This window comes from Marinobacter sp., assembly GCF_039977835.1.
Taxonomy (GTDB): domain Bacteria; phylum Pseudomonadota; class Gammaproteobacteria; order Pseudomonadales; family Oleiphilaceae; genus Marinobacter.
This window is the reverse complement of record NZ_JBDWCL010000004.1, coordinates 277,964-293,707: the sequence shown is the minus strand read 5'-3', so window position 1 is coordinate 293,707 and position 15,744 is coordinate 277,964. Positions and strand designations below refer to the sequence as shown.

The window sequence follows — 15,744 nt, the reverse complement described above, 5'->3', positions numbered from 1 at the left end:
CGTTATGTCAATGGTGTGTGGTCGCGACAGAGCATTCGTTGTTCAACGTCTCGCAACCCAATGGCGGCTCCGAAACCCACGGCCGCCAGCAGCGGTATTAACCACCGGCCGCCATCCCAGCCACCCATATGAGTCACTGCAAGAGCAATGGCCGGCGGCCCGACAAAGGTGCCCAGGCTACCAAGCTGCATCACAATACCGTTGCCGACGGCAACCTGCTCCGGGCGCCTCGCATGGAAAGGAATAGCTGAAAATACCGTGGCCGGCAAGGCTCCTGCGAGCCCACAGGCCAATATGGCGGCCGCAGAGCGTTCCAGGTCGGTAAAGCCGGACGAGAAAACAACCCATCCGAAACTGCCAATCAGCAATTGCACACCGGCCAACACGGACCAGCGGGGTGCACCGACACGGGAAAAAAGCTGCGCACTCAGGTTGCCAACAATATTGAGCCCAACCGCCGCCCCGGTCAGCCAAATCGCAGCGGACAGCGAATAGCCCATGTGACTCACGGCAAAACTCGGCAACCAGGTAACAAGCATAAACCAGATCGATGTATAGCAGCCGAAAGACAGCCCCATCAGCCAAGGGCCAGTCATTCGCAAGCCATCGGCAAGCACTCTTATGTTGAGAGTTCCGCTGTTGAGAGCTCCGCGCGGGTTTACACTGGCCAGCAACGCCCGCCACCGGAACGCGATCAGCATCAGTACACAACACATAAGCGCATTCAAAATCCAGAGCCCCCGCCAACCCACCACTTCCATAAGAAAGGGTGCCACCACCATCATGGCGGCGATGCCCACTGGCATGTAGGTCCCCCAGACAACCAATGCACGCTGACGCCAGACCGGGGTGTTGGCCAGTACTACTGCCAGGAGGGACGGTGCAGCAACCACCACGGTGACAAAACCCAGAGCTTCCATAAACCGAGTGACCAATAGCCACCCGACATTGGGCACTGCCGTTGCTAACAGTGAACCAAGAGCAATCAGAGCAAGCCCCAGCATCAGGCTCCTTCCATAGCCCAATAACGACGACACCAATCCACAGAAAATCCCCATTGCAGCCGCGACGCCGGCAATCATGGACGCAACCCAGCCGGCCTCAACCATTGACAGGTTAAAGTCCTGGCTTAGCAGTGATAAGGCAGGGGCCACCTTACCCACCTGTGCCGCCGCCAACCAACCGGTGGCAAGTGCAAACAGAACAAGGCGTCGGTGGCTCATTGCCGCCACCGCAAGAGTTGGCGGATCAGGAATTGGCACCGGCATCCAGCATGGCAACAATTTCCGCCACACTTCTCACCCGGCCCATACGCGGGAAGATCCGGTCCATAAACTGATCGTGGTTATCCTTCTCCGGTGAGCTACAGGCGTCTCTGGCAAACACCAGGTTGTAGTCCATGTCCCTTCCGGAAAAGGCTGTACTGGCTACCCCAACATCGGTCGAGCCGCCGGCAACGATCAGCGTGTCAATTTTTCGTGACCGCAATGCCAAGTCCAGATAGGTCTGATAAAAGGCACTCCAGCGATATTTCGGGATCAGGTAATCCTCCTCTCGCGGCCCAAGCTCGTTAATGACCTGCGATTCCCAGGTGCCGCCAGACACGATCGGCTTGAACTCCGGGGGCTGATCAACCGGTATCGGTTTCAGGCGATTATTGGTATCGCGGATCAGGTGCGCGCTGGTGGCGTTATCCGCACGATGGTTGGCATGGGCGTAGGCAACCATAACGTTGTGAGCCCGGGCGCCCTGCATCAATTCTGCTGCGGCAGCGACCACGGGACGGTATCGCTCTATCGTTTTGGGATCTTCTTTTTTCACATGCCCATTAAGCATATCAAAAAACAGAATTGCAGTCTTTTCAGGGTCCAGGATATCTGCAGTCATATCGAAAAATACCTTTAGAAAAATACCTGTCGGCGGACAGAGAGAAATAAAAAAGCAGCAGCCGTCCGCGCTGAGAAATGGGTTTTGTTTTTGTCGTTTTCTGCGAAATCATCACAAACTATTTCGTTGACGCCTGATCATGTCAAATAATTAAAATTTACACTAAATATACCGATTTAGATATATATAACCGGGAACCCACTGTTTCCGCGCCCAAGCAATCAGCACCATTTCGTTATTCAAAATATCCAAACTTTCATTTGAATAAGATGCCACTTTACGTCTGACTTAGGGGTGGGCAAACAACTAAAACAACCCTTATATTTCTCAGGAGTCTGAACCAACATGCTCGCAAAAAAACTCGCCACGGTCGCGGCTTGCCTAACCTTCGGCGCGATGTCGCTGGCGCATGCCGACGACCACAACTTTTACGAAGGTAAAACCGTCCAACTGCTGATCGGATATTCCGCTGGCGGTGGCTACGACACTTACGCCAGAACCCTGGCACGCCATATCGGAAAACATATCCCTGGTAATCCGGAAGTGATCACCAGAAACGTTCCGGGCGCCGGCAGCCTGGTTCTGATGAACCAGTTGGCCAACACCTTACCGAAAGACGGCACCGTATTCGGCACCGTTTCACGGGGCCTGGCCTTCGAGCCGCTGTTTGGTAACGACAAAGCCTTCTTCGATCCCACCAAAACCAGTTGGCTTGGCAGTCTGAACAATGAGACCAGTCTCTGTGTCGCTTCCACCGATGCCAAGGTGCAAAAGTGGCAGGACCTTCGAGACACCGAGCTGTTGGTAGGTGCGACTGGCTCCGGCGGTGACTCCAATGTTTTCCCACGGGTACTCAACGAAGTTCTCGGCTTCAAATTTGAGGTAGTTGCCGGTTATCCAGGCAGCAACGACATTCGCTTGGCGCTGGAACGTGGCGAGGTAAAGGGTATCTGCAGTTGGTCTTACAGCAGCGGCAAAGAACAACGACAGTCTGCAATCGGCGAAGGCAACATCAGGAACCTTTTCCAGATGTCTCTGCGCAAACACCCTGACCTGCCTGACCTGCCGCTGGTCATAGATTTTGCCGAAAACCAGAAGCAGCGTGAGGTTCTTCGCCTGATGTTCGCCCGTCAGACCATGGGGCGGCCATTTGTCGCACCGGCCGATGTTCCTGAAGAGCGTATCGCGATCCTGCGCAAAGCCATGGCAGATACCACCAAAGACGCTGACTTCCTGGCCGACGCCGAGAAGCAGGGATTGGACATCGACTTCGTCGGCGGTGAAGAAATCCAGGAAATCGTGATAGAAGCCTACCAATACCCGGCCGATGTGATCGACGTTATCAAGCGCGCCACATCAAGCTGAGTAGTCTTTGATCGAAGGCCTGCGCCCCAGGCGCAGGCAGTTTTCGGCTATCAGGAACAAACAGTATGAAGATCAATCCATTCGCCAACGACTTTGGTGCGGAAATCACCGGCGTTGACCTTAAAGACCCCTCCAGCGAAATCACTGAACGCATTTATCAAGCCTTTCTGGACCACCAGATGCTGGTTATTCGCGATCAGGATTTAAACCCACTGGAGCAGGTCGCCTTCACCGAGCGTTATGGCACGCTGGAATGGCAGGAAAACGTCAAACACGCTCACCCTGACCACGAAAAAGTCCTGGTTCTTTCTAACGAAATCCGCCCAGACGGCACCGCCGTGGGTGTGGTCGATGCGGGCGACTTCTGGCACTCGGACTCCTCGCACCATGAAGAGCCGGTGAAAGTCACGGTATTGATGTCAATCCGTACGCCTTCCCAGGGTGGCGCTACAGACTTCTGCGATATGTATTCGGTTTACAATGCACTTCCGGAAACCACTCGCCAGAAGATCAATGGACGCTTCGGTATCCATCATGCATCCAAAGCGCTCAACCCGCGTGTAAAGATTTCGGAAAACCGACCAGGGGCCAAAGAGTTTTACGCCATGCAGGCCAAAGAACGGCCGATGGTGATGCAGCCATTGGTGCGCACCCACGATGAAACCGGTCGCCAGGCGCTCTATGTGTCTCCGCGATTTACACTGGGCATACAGGATATGGATGACACAGAAGCCCAGCCATTGTTAGACGAACTGTTTAGTTACATAACGAGCGAGGACCGCAAGTTCCACCACCGGCATTATTACCGCAAGGGCGACCTGGTTCTCTGGGATAACCGTTGCATCGTGCACCGTGCTGTGGGCGGTTATGCCCGCGACGATATCCGCAGGCTACACAGAACGACGGTTGTGGGGCAAAGAGCTTTTTACACGGCTTAGCATCTTTGTCACTACCTTCTGTTGAACGTCAAATGCAGAGCCTGCGCAGGTCGGTAGATGAGACAATAAGAGGCCGGCTCACTAGTCAGGTCTTTTGGTCAGACGTTCAAGCAATACCAACTGGCAGGCCACTCGCTCTTCACCGTCGCCGGGCTGATTCTGGATATAGCTGCCATCAGGCTGGAGCACCCAGGACTGGCTGTTATCGGCGAGACAGATATCCAGGTCTTCCCTGACCCTTCCAGCCAGCGCAGGATCATCCAGCGGAAACGCCGTTTCCACTCGACTGAGCAGATTCCGCTCCATCCCGTCGGCGCTCAAACAATACACCTCCGGGCGGCCATCATTGCCGAAGTAGCACACCCGGGTGTGCTCGAGAAAGCGACCAATGATGGATCGCACTCGAATATTCTCCGAAAGGTCCGGCACCTCCGGGCGCAGGCAGCAGATACCACGGATAATCAGATCGATTTTCGCGCCAGCCCGGGAGGCCCGATAAAGCGCCTTGATGAGCTGGATCTCGGTAAGCGCATTGAACTTGAGGATAATCCGGCCTTTTTTGCCGTAGCCGGCTTCGCGCTCAATCAGGCTCAGTAGGCGTGAGTGCAATGTAAACGGGGAGTGGAGGAGCTTCTTGATCTGCAGCGCCTTGCCCATACCGGTCAGTTGCTTGAACAATTTGTTGACATCATCGCCGATGGACTCATCGCAAGTCATCAGGCTGTAATCGGTATACAGGCGCGCACTACCGGCGTGGTAGTTACCGGTGCCCATGTGCACGTAACGGCGCAACCGTCCCTCTTCACGACGGACAATCAGGATCATCTTGGCGTGAGTCTTGTGGCCAACCACACCATAGACCACGATCACACCGGCTTCCTGAAGCCGGCTGGCCAGCTCCAGGTTCTCGGCCTCATTAAACCTCGCCCGTAATTCTATAACGGCGGTCACTTCCTTGCCGCGACTGGCCGCTTCTGCCAACGCGTCGACAATCTCGGACTCGGCCCCGGTGCGATAGAAGGTCTGGCGAATCGCCAGCACCTGGGGATCCCTCGCCGCCTGACGCAGCAGATCCACCACCGGGCTGAAGCTCTCAAAGGGATGACAAAGCAGGATCGGGCGCTTGCGGATAGCGTCAAAAATCGATTCCGCGCTGCGAATCTGCCTGGGAATCGAAGGCGCGAAGCCTGGATAGGTCAGATCCGGTCGGTCCACCAGTTCAACGATAGCCATCAGCCGTGTCAGATTTACCGGTCCCTGCACTTGGTAAAGATCGCGCTCGCCCAGACCGAAAACCTCGAGCAGGAACTGCGACAGCTTTTCCGGGCAGTTGTCGGCAACCTCCAGGCGTACGCCATCACCAAACCGAAGGCTAAGCAGCTCACCTCGCAAGGCCGAAGCCAGGTCCTCGAGGTCGTCCTCAAGCTCCAGGTCGGCGTTGCGGGTCAGCCGGAACTGATAGCAGCCCTTTACCTGCATGCCGGGGAAAAACCGATCGGCATGGGCGTGGATCATCGACGAAAGGAAAACCAGATTATCGCCACCATTGCAGATATTATCAGGCAGCCGGACCAGACGCGGAAGGGAGCGGGGCGCCGGCAAAATGGCCATCCCGGTTTCTCGGCCGAACGCGTCTTTACCGTCCAGCTCGACAATGAAGTTCAAGCTCTTGTTGGCCAGGTGCGGGAACGGATGGGACGGGTCGAGACCTATCGGGCTGACTACCGGCAGTATCTCTTCCTTAAAATAGGTGCTCACCCACTCCTTTTGCTCTGTCGTCCATTCCCGGCGTCGGACAAAGTGGATGTTCTCCTTTTCCATTTCCGGAATCAGGACTTTGTTAAGTATTTCGTACTGCTCGCCAATGTATTCGTGGGCCATCCGACTTATTTCGGCCAACACCTGATCAGGAGCCATACCATCGGAGTCCGGAATTTCCCGGCCATATTTGATCTGCTGTTTCAGGCCCGCAACACGGATCTCGAAAAACTCGTCCATGTTACTGCTGAAGTAGCAACAGAAGATAAGCCGATTAATCAACGGATGAGCGTTGTCGGTGGTCTGCTTGAGCACCCGGTAATTGAACTGGAGTTGACTCAGTTCCCGGTTAAAGTAATTTTCATTAGCATCCAGGTTAATCTCCTCATCACCCGGAGGCACGTCAACCGGCGCGGGCACACTCCGCTCATCCTTTGCCATCTAACTCTTCACCATGTCCGTCCTCATGATTTTTCCATCCCCGTGTGCCTCCGGTCGTTGGCGAAAGGCTTGACGCCCGTTGAGCATCTTCGCAGCGAGGCTAGAGCCCGTTAACTCGAGCGGACTGCGACCAAGAAGTGCCACACAGAAAGATGACCGCAATATACGCTAGCACATACCTTCGTTATTTTGGAATTGATCTGATCACGCTTGCGATCGTATCGTTCGTTTTCTTTGCGAAGCTTCTCTTCAAATTTTCGATACGCTTTGTCCACTTTTCGGTCAAGCTTTTCGCGCTTTTTCTCAATCTTTCCTGGTTTATCTTCTTTTCCAGCCTCGCGCCTGAATTCCTGTTCCGCTTTGTTTAAGTTCCTTTCCAGTTCTTCTTCCAGCTTCGTTACCTTACGATCATACTCGCTATCCAAGCGGCGAAGCTCATCGACCGATCCTTCGTTGAGGTCTGAAGGCGCCGGACGATAATCGTCACGGTCGCCGTAACCGCGGTCCAGAGGATCAATGCCGGTTTTGCAACGAACCTCTGCTCTGGCAGAGTCGGCAGTTTGGTCAATTACGTCCGTTATGATGTCGTCGACAAATTGTTCACCGGTCGATTGGGCATAGCCGGCTATTGATAGAGAGAGGCCTGCCGCTAACGCAATCGCAATTGACTTGTTCATATCGGAGGGAATCCTTGTGTATCGAGTTGATCGTGAATCGAGCCTTCACCGAGAAGCGAGATATGCAAGGTGGTTTCAAACAGAGCCCCCTCCGACTCAATGATGGCCTGGGAGCTGTGGAAGAATGGAATGAGGACGCCATTCAGAATCGTGCTACCAAGCTGGCACACGAGGCAGTAAGGGTTTGGTCAGACACCCAAGTCGATGATCACCGGCGGCACTGAACATCAGGCGCTTTAAATCGGCTCCGGTCATGCGAGTCTGCGATGGCAACCCTGTGCACCTGGGGCATCACGCCATCGCCGATGGACGCTGGCGTATCTATGCTTTCGCCGACAACGCCCTCCCCGGTGAAAGTTCCCGTCTCGCCAGCTGGGCTGAATGGATGCTGAAGTCATCGGACTCTCCGGTGGTGAAATATACTCCGGCGGGAACCGACCTCGATAGCCTCTTCGATATCAAGGTGATCTACCAGCAGCCCAATGGGGAGATTGATTTCGGCCCAGATATCCCTGGCATTTTCAAACCGAGAGTCGGTCCGTTCCAACTAACTGACTACGAAAAGGTCTATGCCATCAACCCTGAGGCGGACATCTTCGAAGCTCGGGGCATCGACCAGAAAGTTGCCGTTGTTGTGGTGCGACCAGACCAATATGTATCGCATGTGCTTCCACTGGAAGCGGTCGAGGAACTGGCATCGTTCTTTTACGGTGCCCTGAATAGCCGTGCGCGCTAGTGTGATACGCGTACCTGATAGCGCCTCTAACACATCAACGCCCTGGCCCTCCTTGGCCAGGGCTTACCATCCTTAACTGTTACGGCAATGCCTTGCTCGCGTCATTCCGGCCTCGCACGTAAGAACCCGGAAGATCAGGTTAGCATTCCAATACATCCAAAACCTAACAGTTGCCAACCCGACGAAGTCTGTGCCAAATTTCGGTATCGATCAACATGCTGATGAATGGGGCTTTTAAAGGTCAATCGATTTTGGGGTAATACTGAATTCCTATTCCATCGCCAAATCTATCCGATCTGCCCAATGTTGCAATGAACTAGCCTCTATAAATGCCCTATTGGCTGAAGGTGTTCTGGGATGTGGGATGCGCTTGTGGTGGCCCGGAAATACGAGGTTGATATAAGGGGTTGGCCAGTTCAATGAATTTTGCAATAAACGCTGCTCCAAAGTGTCAAGCGCAGCCTGCCAATCAAAGTCACGGTTGGGTTGCTTCAAGAGCAGCGTTGACAACCGATTTTTATGGTCAGATGTATCGACTTCCAGAAGAACATATCGTTTTCCATTTTTATTCAATAGGTTAAAGGATATACACCGCGGATTACCGTCCTTCAGTAAATGTTTGGAGTAACCTGAAAGCGCCGGTAACTTTCTGACGCCCCCAAATACTTGTCGACAGCCCTTTATTTTGAGTAGTTCAACAACGGCAGCAAACGCCTCAAACTTATGAGCATATAGGTGCAAGTCATCACTTTGATCATCAATAGCATTGAACCCTGCAGCTGGTAGCTGCCCCTGGATTGTCGGTTCGTCGGTACTGACTTCTGTTTGGCCGTCCTCTGTTTCACTACCTTCTTCCAGCCGTTCTACGGCCCCGAATCGCCGACGGCCACTCGAAGCTTTACGAGTTGTCATAACAGGTTGGGAAAACGACAGCATTACTAGCGGAACATCCAGAATGTGTTCCTCGGAATCCACCGTTGGCAACTCGTCATCGTTAATCAGTGCCTGGTTCGCAGGCACTGTAGATTTTTGAGCGCCCCCACCTTTACCTGCCTGTTGCTCAGCAAATCTGGGATCAATAAATTCAACCACTTTCGAGCTCCGCGTGCTTAAGTTCTCCGCTCCGTAAACCTCATATACAAAGAAAACCTGGGATTCCTTGTGGAACTGACCCCGCACCGTGAGTTCCACGTTCGGCAATGCCGGCGGGTCAAATCGAAACTTCCAGACCCTGTGGCCATTCCTCTCTTCCCCCTCTCTCAGCTGGTGTTGAGCAATGCTGCTGAAAGACCGGCGAGCTTCCTCGTCTAACAGCACCCAGGCCAGCAATCGCCGCTGTTCGTTGTTCCCACGCGCTTTCAAAGGGAGTGTGCTGGTCGGAAGGATATGAATTTCTGTTTTGTCTGGATCATCCCCCGGCTGGATATCGAACTCCTCGTTCAATCCGTTGGGAATCATCGCCAGTCGGGACATGTAGGCATAGTGAAAAAAGAGCACACGGGCCAGCTCTATCTGGGGCAAGAAGAACTCGATGCCGTCGGATTCAAAACTGAAACACCATTGGTCTCGGTCTTCTTGTTCACTGACGTTTCTGATCGGGCACTCTCGTATTCTTCGATGCGACCAGGCTGTGGCATCTTCTATGTGTATCGTCCAGGGGTATCCGGCTGGTTTGAAGTGCTCCGTTGCATTCAGAACTCGTCGTCTGGGCATCAATGCCAGCTGTGAAATACTGAAGTTCTTTTTGCCCTGGCCAGGATCCAGTTTGATATTGATGCGCCAATCAGAGCCACCCAGGCGCCGATAAACGGAACCGATTTCTTTAACCCGGCTGTTAGCCTTGATTCCCTTGATGGGCGGTGTGGCTGTCTTCGAGGCCATTCAGATAGTCCCATGCTTCATTGGTAAGCCGTATTTCACTGAGACCAGCACAGCGCAATAAGCGCCAGCGAGGCGGGTACACAAAGTTTTGCCGGAGTTCCTTCCGCGCATTCCGCAACCGCCGCACCTGGTATTGAGCAACGCTTTCGGAATATCGCAACAGAAGCCGCCTGGTTCGGGGCAAGCGGTGAAGTTTCTTTTCCAGCGTGGAGCTCTTACCTAATTGTTTGAGCATGAAGGTTTGCGACCGCCGGGGCCCAGACGTACTCGCTCGTAAGAACCGGAGAACCTCTCGTAATTTTTTCAGGTGCTGCCTATCTCGCTGCTGCCAGTCAATTCTTGGTTTTCTTTTTACATTTTTTGCCCGTTGCCGAGTGCTATTTACCTGTTTTAGCCAAAGCCGGTTGTACCGGTACAGCCTTGCATAGAGCGCCGGTTTGACAGCCCTGGCTACTTTCGGTGGCCGCTCCTCCAGCATTTTCATCCAATCCTGCTGATCTTGTGTTAAATCTAGCGAGCCTTCAACTTTTGCTCTTTTAGGCATTGCTATCATTGATCGCACTAGCAAATCCCGAACACGATCAATAACTTCACCAATATGCCAGAACTCCGGCAACAACGCTTCGTGAACAATAATGTGCTGGAGATAGCTGAAGGATTTCCGATGTTTTCGGAATATGGCCTTCAGCCATAAGTTATCTGCCTGGCCCCCTATCCCCAATCCGTACCGACGCAAAAACTTTGAGGGCCATCTGGCTAACACGGCTTCGAATATAGCGGTGTGGTCAATCTGGGACTGCCCGCGGATAAAGCCATGCTGTTGAGCCAGCCAATGGTAATGAACTGACCACTGCTCAAAGCCCGGAGATACAGCCGGCCTTTGCTGCAGTAGCTGTCGGATCTGATCCTGAATCTTCACTGATCGAGCACAAACCGACTTTTGCGGGAACAAGGGGCATGCCTCAGGCGAAGCTGCATGATAGCGGTGTCGCTCTACCAGCGGGCGGGGGATAGCGGTATTCAGCAACTCACCATGCCTTTCGCAGCATTCAACACCCGCCACTTGCCACTCACGCTGCCAAAAATACTCTCCAACAGCACGTCCTTGCTCTTTAAGGCATCCCGGGCAATATCGAACGTGGCCCGGCACTTTCACAATAGATGCTGCTACGCCCATCGCGAGGTGTATCGCACCTTGGGATTCACCAGCCATCCATGCCAGACAACGTTTACGGCGCTCTTCGGGGATAAACGGGGCATACAATGGGAACAGGGTGTGGCGGTATGCTAGGGTTTCAACATTGTAGGCGGGCGGCAACCAGCGAGTAACCTTCTCTAACTGGTTGGGCAAGTCCAGCGTTGCTATGACCTTTCGATTGCCATAGATTTCATCCAGCAACTGCTTGGGGCTTACAATGCCTTGCCGAATCCCCGCTCTCGCTACTGTGCTGTAAAGCAGCTCTTTATCGTAAGGTATTGGGAAATTCAGCATATCGCTTATCGACTAATCAACGGAATCTAGCCACTGATCGGTGTTAAAAACTAATCCCGATTGCTGAACCGCGCCCAGCATCTGCTCTTCGTTGGCTGCCTGAGAATGCATGAAGCGAAGGTCGTCTGAGTTCAGCGTATGCCAGTCTTTTGCCTTGATCGATTTGGGCTTTTGCTTTCTTTTTACAGGTGGTGATTGCTCAGAGGACTGGTACCATTTCAGGATGATAGGCATCAGGTCTTTGATCTGTAATTCGGTATATTCTTCGAATGCTCTTTGAACAAGCGGTTCCAGCAACTCCGAATCGTAACCCATATCAACCAGCATGTTGTGCAACCGGATTGCCTGATCGTTACCGCCATACTGCACCGATTTTCGGATCTGATCCTTACTGGATTCCAACAGGTTACTGAGTTCCAGAATTTTCTTGTCAATGTCCGGAATCGTGAGGTCTGAATAGCGGGCAATTTTGCTTGGATCACCCGAACGCAAAGCTTCCATCATGGGATGAATCGGTTTCAGCTCATCCTGGTAGACCGCTTTCATGATGTTGGGCGTGATTCGTTCCGTACCTGTCACTACCGCTCGAATCTGAGAAAGCACAAACAACTTGATGACAACATCCATGATGCCCTGAGAAAGATCGAACCATAGATCCCTCAGTTCATCCGGAATGATTTCACTGGCTTTGGTCAACCACTGGTATTTCCACAGCTTTTGCGTAAACGCCCCCCATTCGGTTCGCAGCACGTTTTCTTCAGCTGAGGGTTTGCTCAAGGGTTCCCATAATATCGAGCCAAACCCGGCTCCACGGCGTGCAGACCGCAAGTCTGTTTCAAAGACCGGCCTTGCCTTCGGCGTACCCACCATGACGACGGGTACAGAGATCTCATTCACCAGGGTTACGAAAAAATTCAGCATCTTCTCCGCTCCCCCGGATGCGCGAACGCTCAGGTGCTGAATCTCATCAATCACCAGCAGACCGATGGCATAGGTATTTGCCAGCTGCGACATGATAGCAATCATCGTCTCCACGCTGTGGCGTTTCTCGCCGTAGCGCCTGACATAATTTGTGGCGAGGATAGAATCGATTTCCCGGAAAAAATTGTGGCAAAGACTTTTAAGGGAGCCGTCGTGGGGACAGTCGATTTTCAGGAATACGATTTGAGTGAAGTTATGCTCTGGGTGGTGTATCAACTGTGGATAGGTTGCCAGAATACGGTTAAGCGAACTGGTTTTTCCGGAACCGGAACATCCAATGAACGCCAGGCTTTTTGCGGTCGACTCCACATGGTCAAACCGAAAAGCTGACAGGTCTCCACGCATGATGCGCTCGTAGCCGTTCTGTATATGCGCCGTGAGGTCTCCAGTGGCCAGATTTCTACCAACGTATCCCCCGCGCAGCATGATTGAGATCTTGGATTCCAGCTGAATATGGCGAGCTAACGGCTGAAAGAAGCCGTCGAGCAGCTGTGAGATGATATGAATTCGGGTCTCGCCATCAAGGTATATATCCGCCGGTCGGAGCTTTATGCTTCCGCCGAGCGCCGCCTTGAGCTGTTTGCGCTCAAGGATCGGTGGCAACGCCTCGATCAAGGGATTTCCCTGGTAGCTCAGCACGCCCGTCTCCCGGTAAACCGCGCTCACCATCCCTGAGGGTAGAGTCATTCATCATCTCCAAACAGCTCGTCGATAAAGTCCGGGAAACCGCCGTCATCCGGTTCCCCATGCAGGTAGGTCACCTCAGACTTCGGTTTTCTGCGGTCGGGCTGCCGTGCTTTTGTTTGTTCGGCCCGCTGGGCATCTCTCTCAAGCTTTCGATTGTCGCGTATACCCCTGACGGTCTCTGCTTTGGATTGTCTGAATACCGTGGGGCGTGAACGTTCAGCGTCCTTGATGGTTTGGCTGACCAGATTTTCGAGATTTCGCTTGCTTGTGGTTTCAGCAACCTTTGCTGAGCTGGCAGCTTGCCGCTGCTGGTCCTGACTGGCCCACAACTCCCACATCGACTTGCCTCGATACTGGCGTGAGCGATCTGTCAGAGAGCACACCCAATATTCCGGGCTGCCTTCTTCGGGGAAAAGATAGATACAGTCAGCAACGGCGGGATCATAGGCCGCATAGAGGTTGGTTACCCTGCGATCTCCGTTGCGATGCAACCAACCAGATGCCATTAGCTCCTTGGATGTGTAATAAGCACCAAAACAGCTCACACCCAGATCGGACAAATAGGCCTTTTGCCTCGGCAACATAGCGATCCGTAGAGCTTCTTCAGATGCATTCCGCAATCGACCGGTCCGGTATTGTACGCCCCAGTTCCAGATGTTGAGCGGGGTTAGTGCCATGTCATTGGGCATATCCGCATCACGATCATATTTTGGCAACACCGCGTACTGATTCCGGTGCAGAATGGAGGCGAGCATAATGCGGGTAAAATCATCCAGAGTCAGCGTTGCATCCAGCCGGTAATCTTTGCCTCCCTGCTTTCTGATTCTTGAACCTGTCACCACACCGGGCGCAAACGGTTTGAATTCGGCCTGTAGGGTGCGGAAGTAACGCTCGACAATGCCTTTCGCATCGCCCCGGTAAGGTGGCGTGTTTTCAATCCGCACGCCGAAAGCCTTTTCGAGGGACTCTATCTGGTGACCCAGCAACTCTCCACGGTCTGCCAGGATAGCATCGGGGATTCCAACAGTGGGCCACTGGTCAGCGGTAATCTCAAAGCCGTACCGGCCACACAGTTCAGTCTTCTCAGACACAGTTGCGGTCAAAGCCCTCATGGCCGTCACATAGGACGGATTTTCCAATCCCACATAAAAGCCTGTCACCATGCGGCTGAAAACATCAACCACTACGTATAAGGTGGGGCGGCCAATCACGTTTTGCCGGTCAGCGGATAGCAGGTAGATATCGGCAATCGTCGCATCGATTTCATACCTTGAACCGGGCCCCGGGACTCCCGCCGTAGCGGTACCAATCAATGGACGAATGTCTTTCTGGTAGGAGATTCTGTTGGCTCGCAAGCGAATTCGGTCCGCTTTTTTGTACTCACGTTCGTAGAAATATCTCAGTTGAATGATCGTTGGGAAGTCCTCGTGCGACATATTGGGATTTCCTACCTCGAACATATCGATAAATCTTCTGTGGACATATGGCATCGAGTGACCCTTATCGTTAACGTAATGACGATCGAGCACGATTCGGAACATTCGTTCGATGGACTGGTCAACCGTAATGCCAGTGCCTGGGGTGGTTTTTCGCGGCCTACCCAGTTTCTTTTTGGAAGTTTTCTTTTGGCCTTTTCCGCCGGACCTGCTGTAATCCGGCAACAACGCATTTGGTATCGCTCCCCGCTGCCAGTACTGTCGCAAGTGTTTGTATAGGGTTTTTCTCGGTGTGCCAGTAAGGTCGCTGCGGGCTTGTACCAACTGGCCCCTGCCACTGCGATAATAAATTTCCTCGTCAGCAAGCAACGGTGCGATTAGTTGGTGTCGTTCGTCGCGTATTTTCTGGGCTTTTGTCCCTTGCTGAACAGAAATCGATGCCAGATAGGAGAAAGGATCGTCTGCCCGCCTGAGGGCTTCATCAAGCGTCCACTGGTCAATATTGGACGTTGTAACGACTTCGGGAAAAGCTTTAGCTGAATCAATGTTTATCCAGATAACAAATTTTCCTGAGATCATCAGGACTCGATATCGCTCTTCCTCCATCTGAACGAGATCATTGATTCGCAGCATAACTCGCCCTCAACAATGTTATGTCCTCGACAACCTGTAGATCGCCAGCCACCAATTGATTCCATGGAATTGAGATATCAAATGTCAGTGCCCGTAAAGCCATCAAGGCACGCAATCGTGCCAGAGCAGTGCCAGGCTCCAGAGAATAGGACTGGTCAATTGACATCCCGACTTCGGGGAGCCTAATGTTCGGATTAGCGTTCAGGGAGTCAAAGTACGTAGGAAGGCTATTGAGTAGTACTGCAGGGCTCTCGCCTTGGACTCTGGCGGAGTAGAGCAACTTCAGATTGTTTACCACGGTTTTCGGGATCTGTTTTTCAGTGACTAAATACCAGGAAACTTCTTTCTTTTGCCAGTAGCGGCGCTCAAGTTCCAGCTTTTCGATCGTGCGTGGGTCTTTGAGATCGGACGAGGCTTTAACCTGAATAGCCATTCGCTCTGGCCCGGAAGGTGCCGAGACATCAACCACGAAATCCGTGGACATGACTTGTGTACATCCGCCGATTTCGGGATGCCGAATGTTGGCTTCCTCAGCGAGCACCAGAGTATCTTCTAAACGGAGAGGGAATTGCTCGCGGATATCAGTGACGGCCGGATTCCACTCAAGCAAGAGAAAGGCCGCCAGTTCCATGTCGGAGAGTAGGTGATGGGACCGTTGCGTCAGATGGCCCATTACCCGATGTGAACGGCCTTGGGAAGGCAGATCCCTTACAGTGAGCCAAGGGTGATAGTCCCTACCGCTTCCTTTGCCTCGATCTTCTTTGATCCACTTGCGGGTACGATTGTCGAGCTTGTAGTCGGTCATTCCCTATTATTCCTGAGAAGAATGACC

The 15,744-nt window shown here is 52.9% G+C and carries 13 protein-coding genes; 4 read left to right on the top strand and 9 right to left on the bottom strand.

Annotated features, from left to right (window positions below; all coding sequences use genetic code 11):
• Positions 1 to 2: 2 nt before the first annotated feature.
• Together ABJM11_RS01790 and ABJM11_RS01785 are read right to left on the bottom strand one after the other, a co-directional pair.
• Positions 3 to 1,223: an MFS transporter gene (locus ABJM11_RS01790; RefSeq protein ID WP_348294622.1), complete on the bottom strand. Its 1,221-nt coding sequence runs from the start codon at positions 1,221 to 1,223 to the stop codon at positions 3 to 5.
• 25 nt (positions 1,224 to 1,248) lie between these two features.
• On the bottom strand, positions 1,249 to 1,887 hold the full coding sequence (locus ABJM11_RS01785) for a cysteine hydrolase (RefSeq protein ID WP_348294620.1): 639 nt from the start codon (positions 1,885 to 1,887) through the stop codon (positions 1,249 to 1,251).
• 345 nt (positions 1,888 to 2,232) lie between these two features.
• Here ABJM11_RS01785 and ABJM11_RS01780 point away from each other — a divergent pair, with 345 nt between their 5' ends.
• The gene (locus ABJM11_RS01780; protein WP_348294618.1) at positions 2,233 to 3,252 is read left to right on the top strand and encodes a tripartite tricarboxylate transporter substrate-binding protein; all 1,020 of its coding nucleotides are present in this window, start codon (positions 2,233 to 2,235) and stop codon (positions 3,250 to 3,252) included.
• A gap of 65 nt (positions 3,253 to 3,317) precedes the next feature.
• On the top strand, positions 3,318 to 4,190 hold the full coding sequence (locus ABJM11_RS01775; RefSeq protein WP_348294617.1) for a TauD/TfdA family dioxygenase: 873 nt from the start codon (positions 3,318 to 3,320) through the stop codon (positions 4,188 to 4,190).
• An 81-nt stretch (positions 4,191 to 4,271) separates the two neighbouring features.
• Here the strand turns inward: ABJM11_RS01775 and ppk1 are convergent, their stop codons facing one another.
• Together ppk1 and ABJM11_RS01765 are read right to left on the bottom strand one after the other, a co-directional pair.
• Positions 4,272 to 6,389, bottom strand: coding sequence for a polyphosphate kinase 1 (gene ppk1, locus ABJM11_RS01770; RefSeq protein WP_348294615.1), 2,118 nt, complete (start codon positions 6,387 to 6,389; stop codon positions 4,272 to 4,274).
• A gap of 110 nt (positions 6,390 to 6,499) precedes the next feature.
• Complete coding sequence (locus ABJM11_RS01765; RefSeq protein WP_348294614.1) at positions 6,500 to 7,066, bottom strand: hypothetical protein; 567 nt, start codon at positions 7,064 to 7,066, stop codon at positions 6,500 to 6,502.
• A gap of 32 nt (positions 7,067 to 7,098) precedes the next feature.
• Here ABJM11_RS01765 and ABJM11_RS01760 point away from each other — a divergent pair, with 32 nt between their 5' ends.
• Positions 7,099 to 7,290, top strand: a complete 192-nt coding sequence (locus ABJM11_RS01760; protein ID WP_348294663.1) for a DUF1524 domain-containing protein — start codon at positions 7,099 to 7,101, stop codon at positions 7,288 to 7,290.
• Positions 7,287 to 7,802 carry a hypothetical protein gene (locus ABJM11_RS01755; protein ID WP_348294662.1) on the top strand — a complete coding sequence of 172 codons (516 nt, stop codon included), beginning with the start codon at positions 7,287 to 7,289 and terminating at the stop codon, positions 7,800 to 7,802. Before ABJM11_RS01760 ends, ABJM11_RS01755 begins: the two co-directional genes overlap by 4 nt.
• A gap of 270 nt (positions 7,803 to 8,072) precedes the next feature.
• Here ABJM11_RS01755 and ABJM11_RS01750 read toward each other — a convergent pair whose 3' ends face one another.
• The 5 genes from ABJM11_RS01750 to ABJM11_RS01730 are packed head-to-tail and all read right to left on the bottom strand — an operon-like array spanning position 8,073 to position 15,717.
• Positions 8,073 to 9,683 (bottom strand): Tn7-like element transposition protein TnsE, encoded by a 1,611-nt coding sequence (locus tag ABJM11_RS01750; protein ID WP_348294613.1) that lies wholly within the window; start codon positions 9,681 to 9,683, stop codon positions 8,073 to 8,075.
• Positions 9,637 to 11,175 (bottom strand): TnsD family Tn7-like transposition protein, encoded by a 1,539-nt coding sequence (locus tag ABJM11_RS01745; RefSeq protein WP_348294611.1) that lies wholly within the window; start codon positions 11,173 to 11,175, stop codon positions 9,637 to 9,639. The genes ABJM11_RS01750 and ABJM11_RS01745 overlap by 47 nt, the downstream gene beginning before the upstream one ends.
• Before the next feature lie 12 nt (positions 11,176 to 11,187).
• On the bottom strand, positions 11,188 to 12,795 hold the full coding sequence (locus tag ABJM11_RS01740) for an AAA family ATPase (protein WP_348294610.1): 1,608 nt from the start codon (positions 12,793 to 12,795) through the stop codon (positions 11,188 to 11,190).
• Between the two features lie 44 nt (positions 12,796 to 12,839).
• The gene (locus ABJM11_RS01735) at positions 12,840 to 14,912 is read right to left on the bottom strand and encodes a transposase family protein (RefSeq protein WP_348294609.1); all 2,073 of its coding nucleotides are present in this window, start codon (positions 14,910 to 14,912) and stop codon (positions 12,840 to 12,842) included.
• Positions 14,896 to 15,717, bottom strand: coding sequence for a TnsA endonuclease N-terminal domain-containing protein (locus ABJM11_RS01730; protein ID WP_348294607.1), 822 nt, complete (start codon positions 15,715 to 15,717; stop codon positions 14,896 to 14,898). Before ABJM11_RS01730 ends, ABJM11_RS01735 begins: the two co-directional genes overlap by 17 nt.
• Positions 15,718 to 15,744: the final 27 nt, after the last annotated feature.

Coding starts and splice junctions, on each gene's coding strand:
- ABJM11_RS01790 (WP_348294622.1), bottom strand. CDS start 1,223: ATGAGCCACCGACGCCTTGTTCTGTTTGCACTTGCCACCGGTTGGTTG.
- ABJM11_RS01785 (WP_348294620.1), bottom strand. CDS start 1,887: ATGACTGCAGATATCCTGGACCCTGAAAAGACTGCAATTCTGTTTTTT.
- ABJM11_RS01780 (WP_348294618.1), top strand. CDS start 2,233: ATGCTCGCAAAAAAACTCGCCACGGTCGCGGCTTGCCTAACCTTCGGC.
- ABJM11_RS01775 (WP_348294617.1), top strand. CDS start 3,318: ATGAAGATCAATCCATTCGCCAACGACTTTGGTGCGGAAATCACCGGC.
- ppk1 (WP_348294615.1), bottom strand. CDS start 6,389: ATGGCAAAGGATGAGCGGAGTGTGCCCGCGCCGGTTGACGTGCCTCCG.
- ABJM11_RS01765 (WP_348294614.1), bottom strand. CDS start 7,066: ATGAACAAGTCAATTGCGATTGCGTTAGCGGCAGGCCTCTCTCTATCA.
- ABJM11_RS01750 (WP_348294613.1), bottom strand. CDS start 9,683: ATGGCCTCGAAGACAGCCACACCGCCCATCAAGGGAATCAAGGCTAAC.
- ABJM11_RS01745 (WP_348294611.1), bottom strand. CDS start 11,175: ATGCTGAATTTCCCAATACCTTACGATAAAGAGCTGCTTTACAGCACA.
- ABJM11_RS01735 (WP_348294609.1), bottom strand. CDS start 14,912: ATGCTGCGAATCAATGATCTCGTTCAGATGGAGGAAGAGCGATATCGA.
- ABJM11_RS01730 (WP_348294607.1), bottom strand. CDS start 15,717: ATGACCGACTACAAGCTCGACAATCGTACCCGCAAGTGGATCAAAGAA.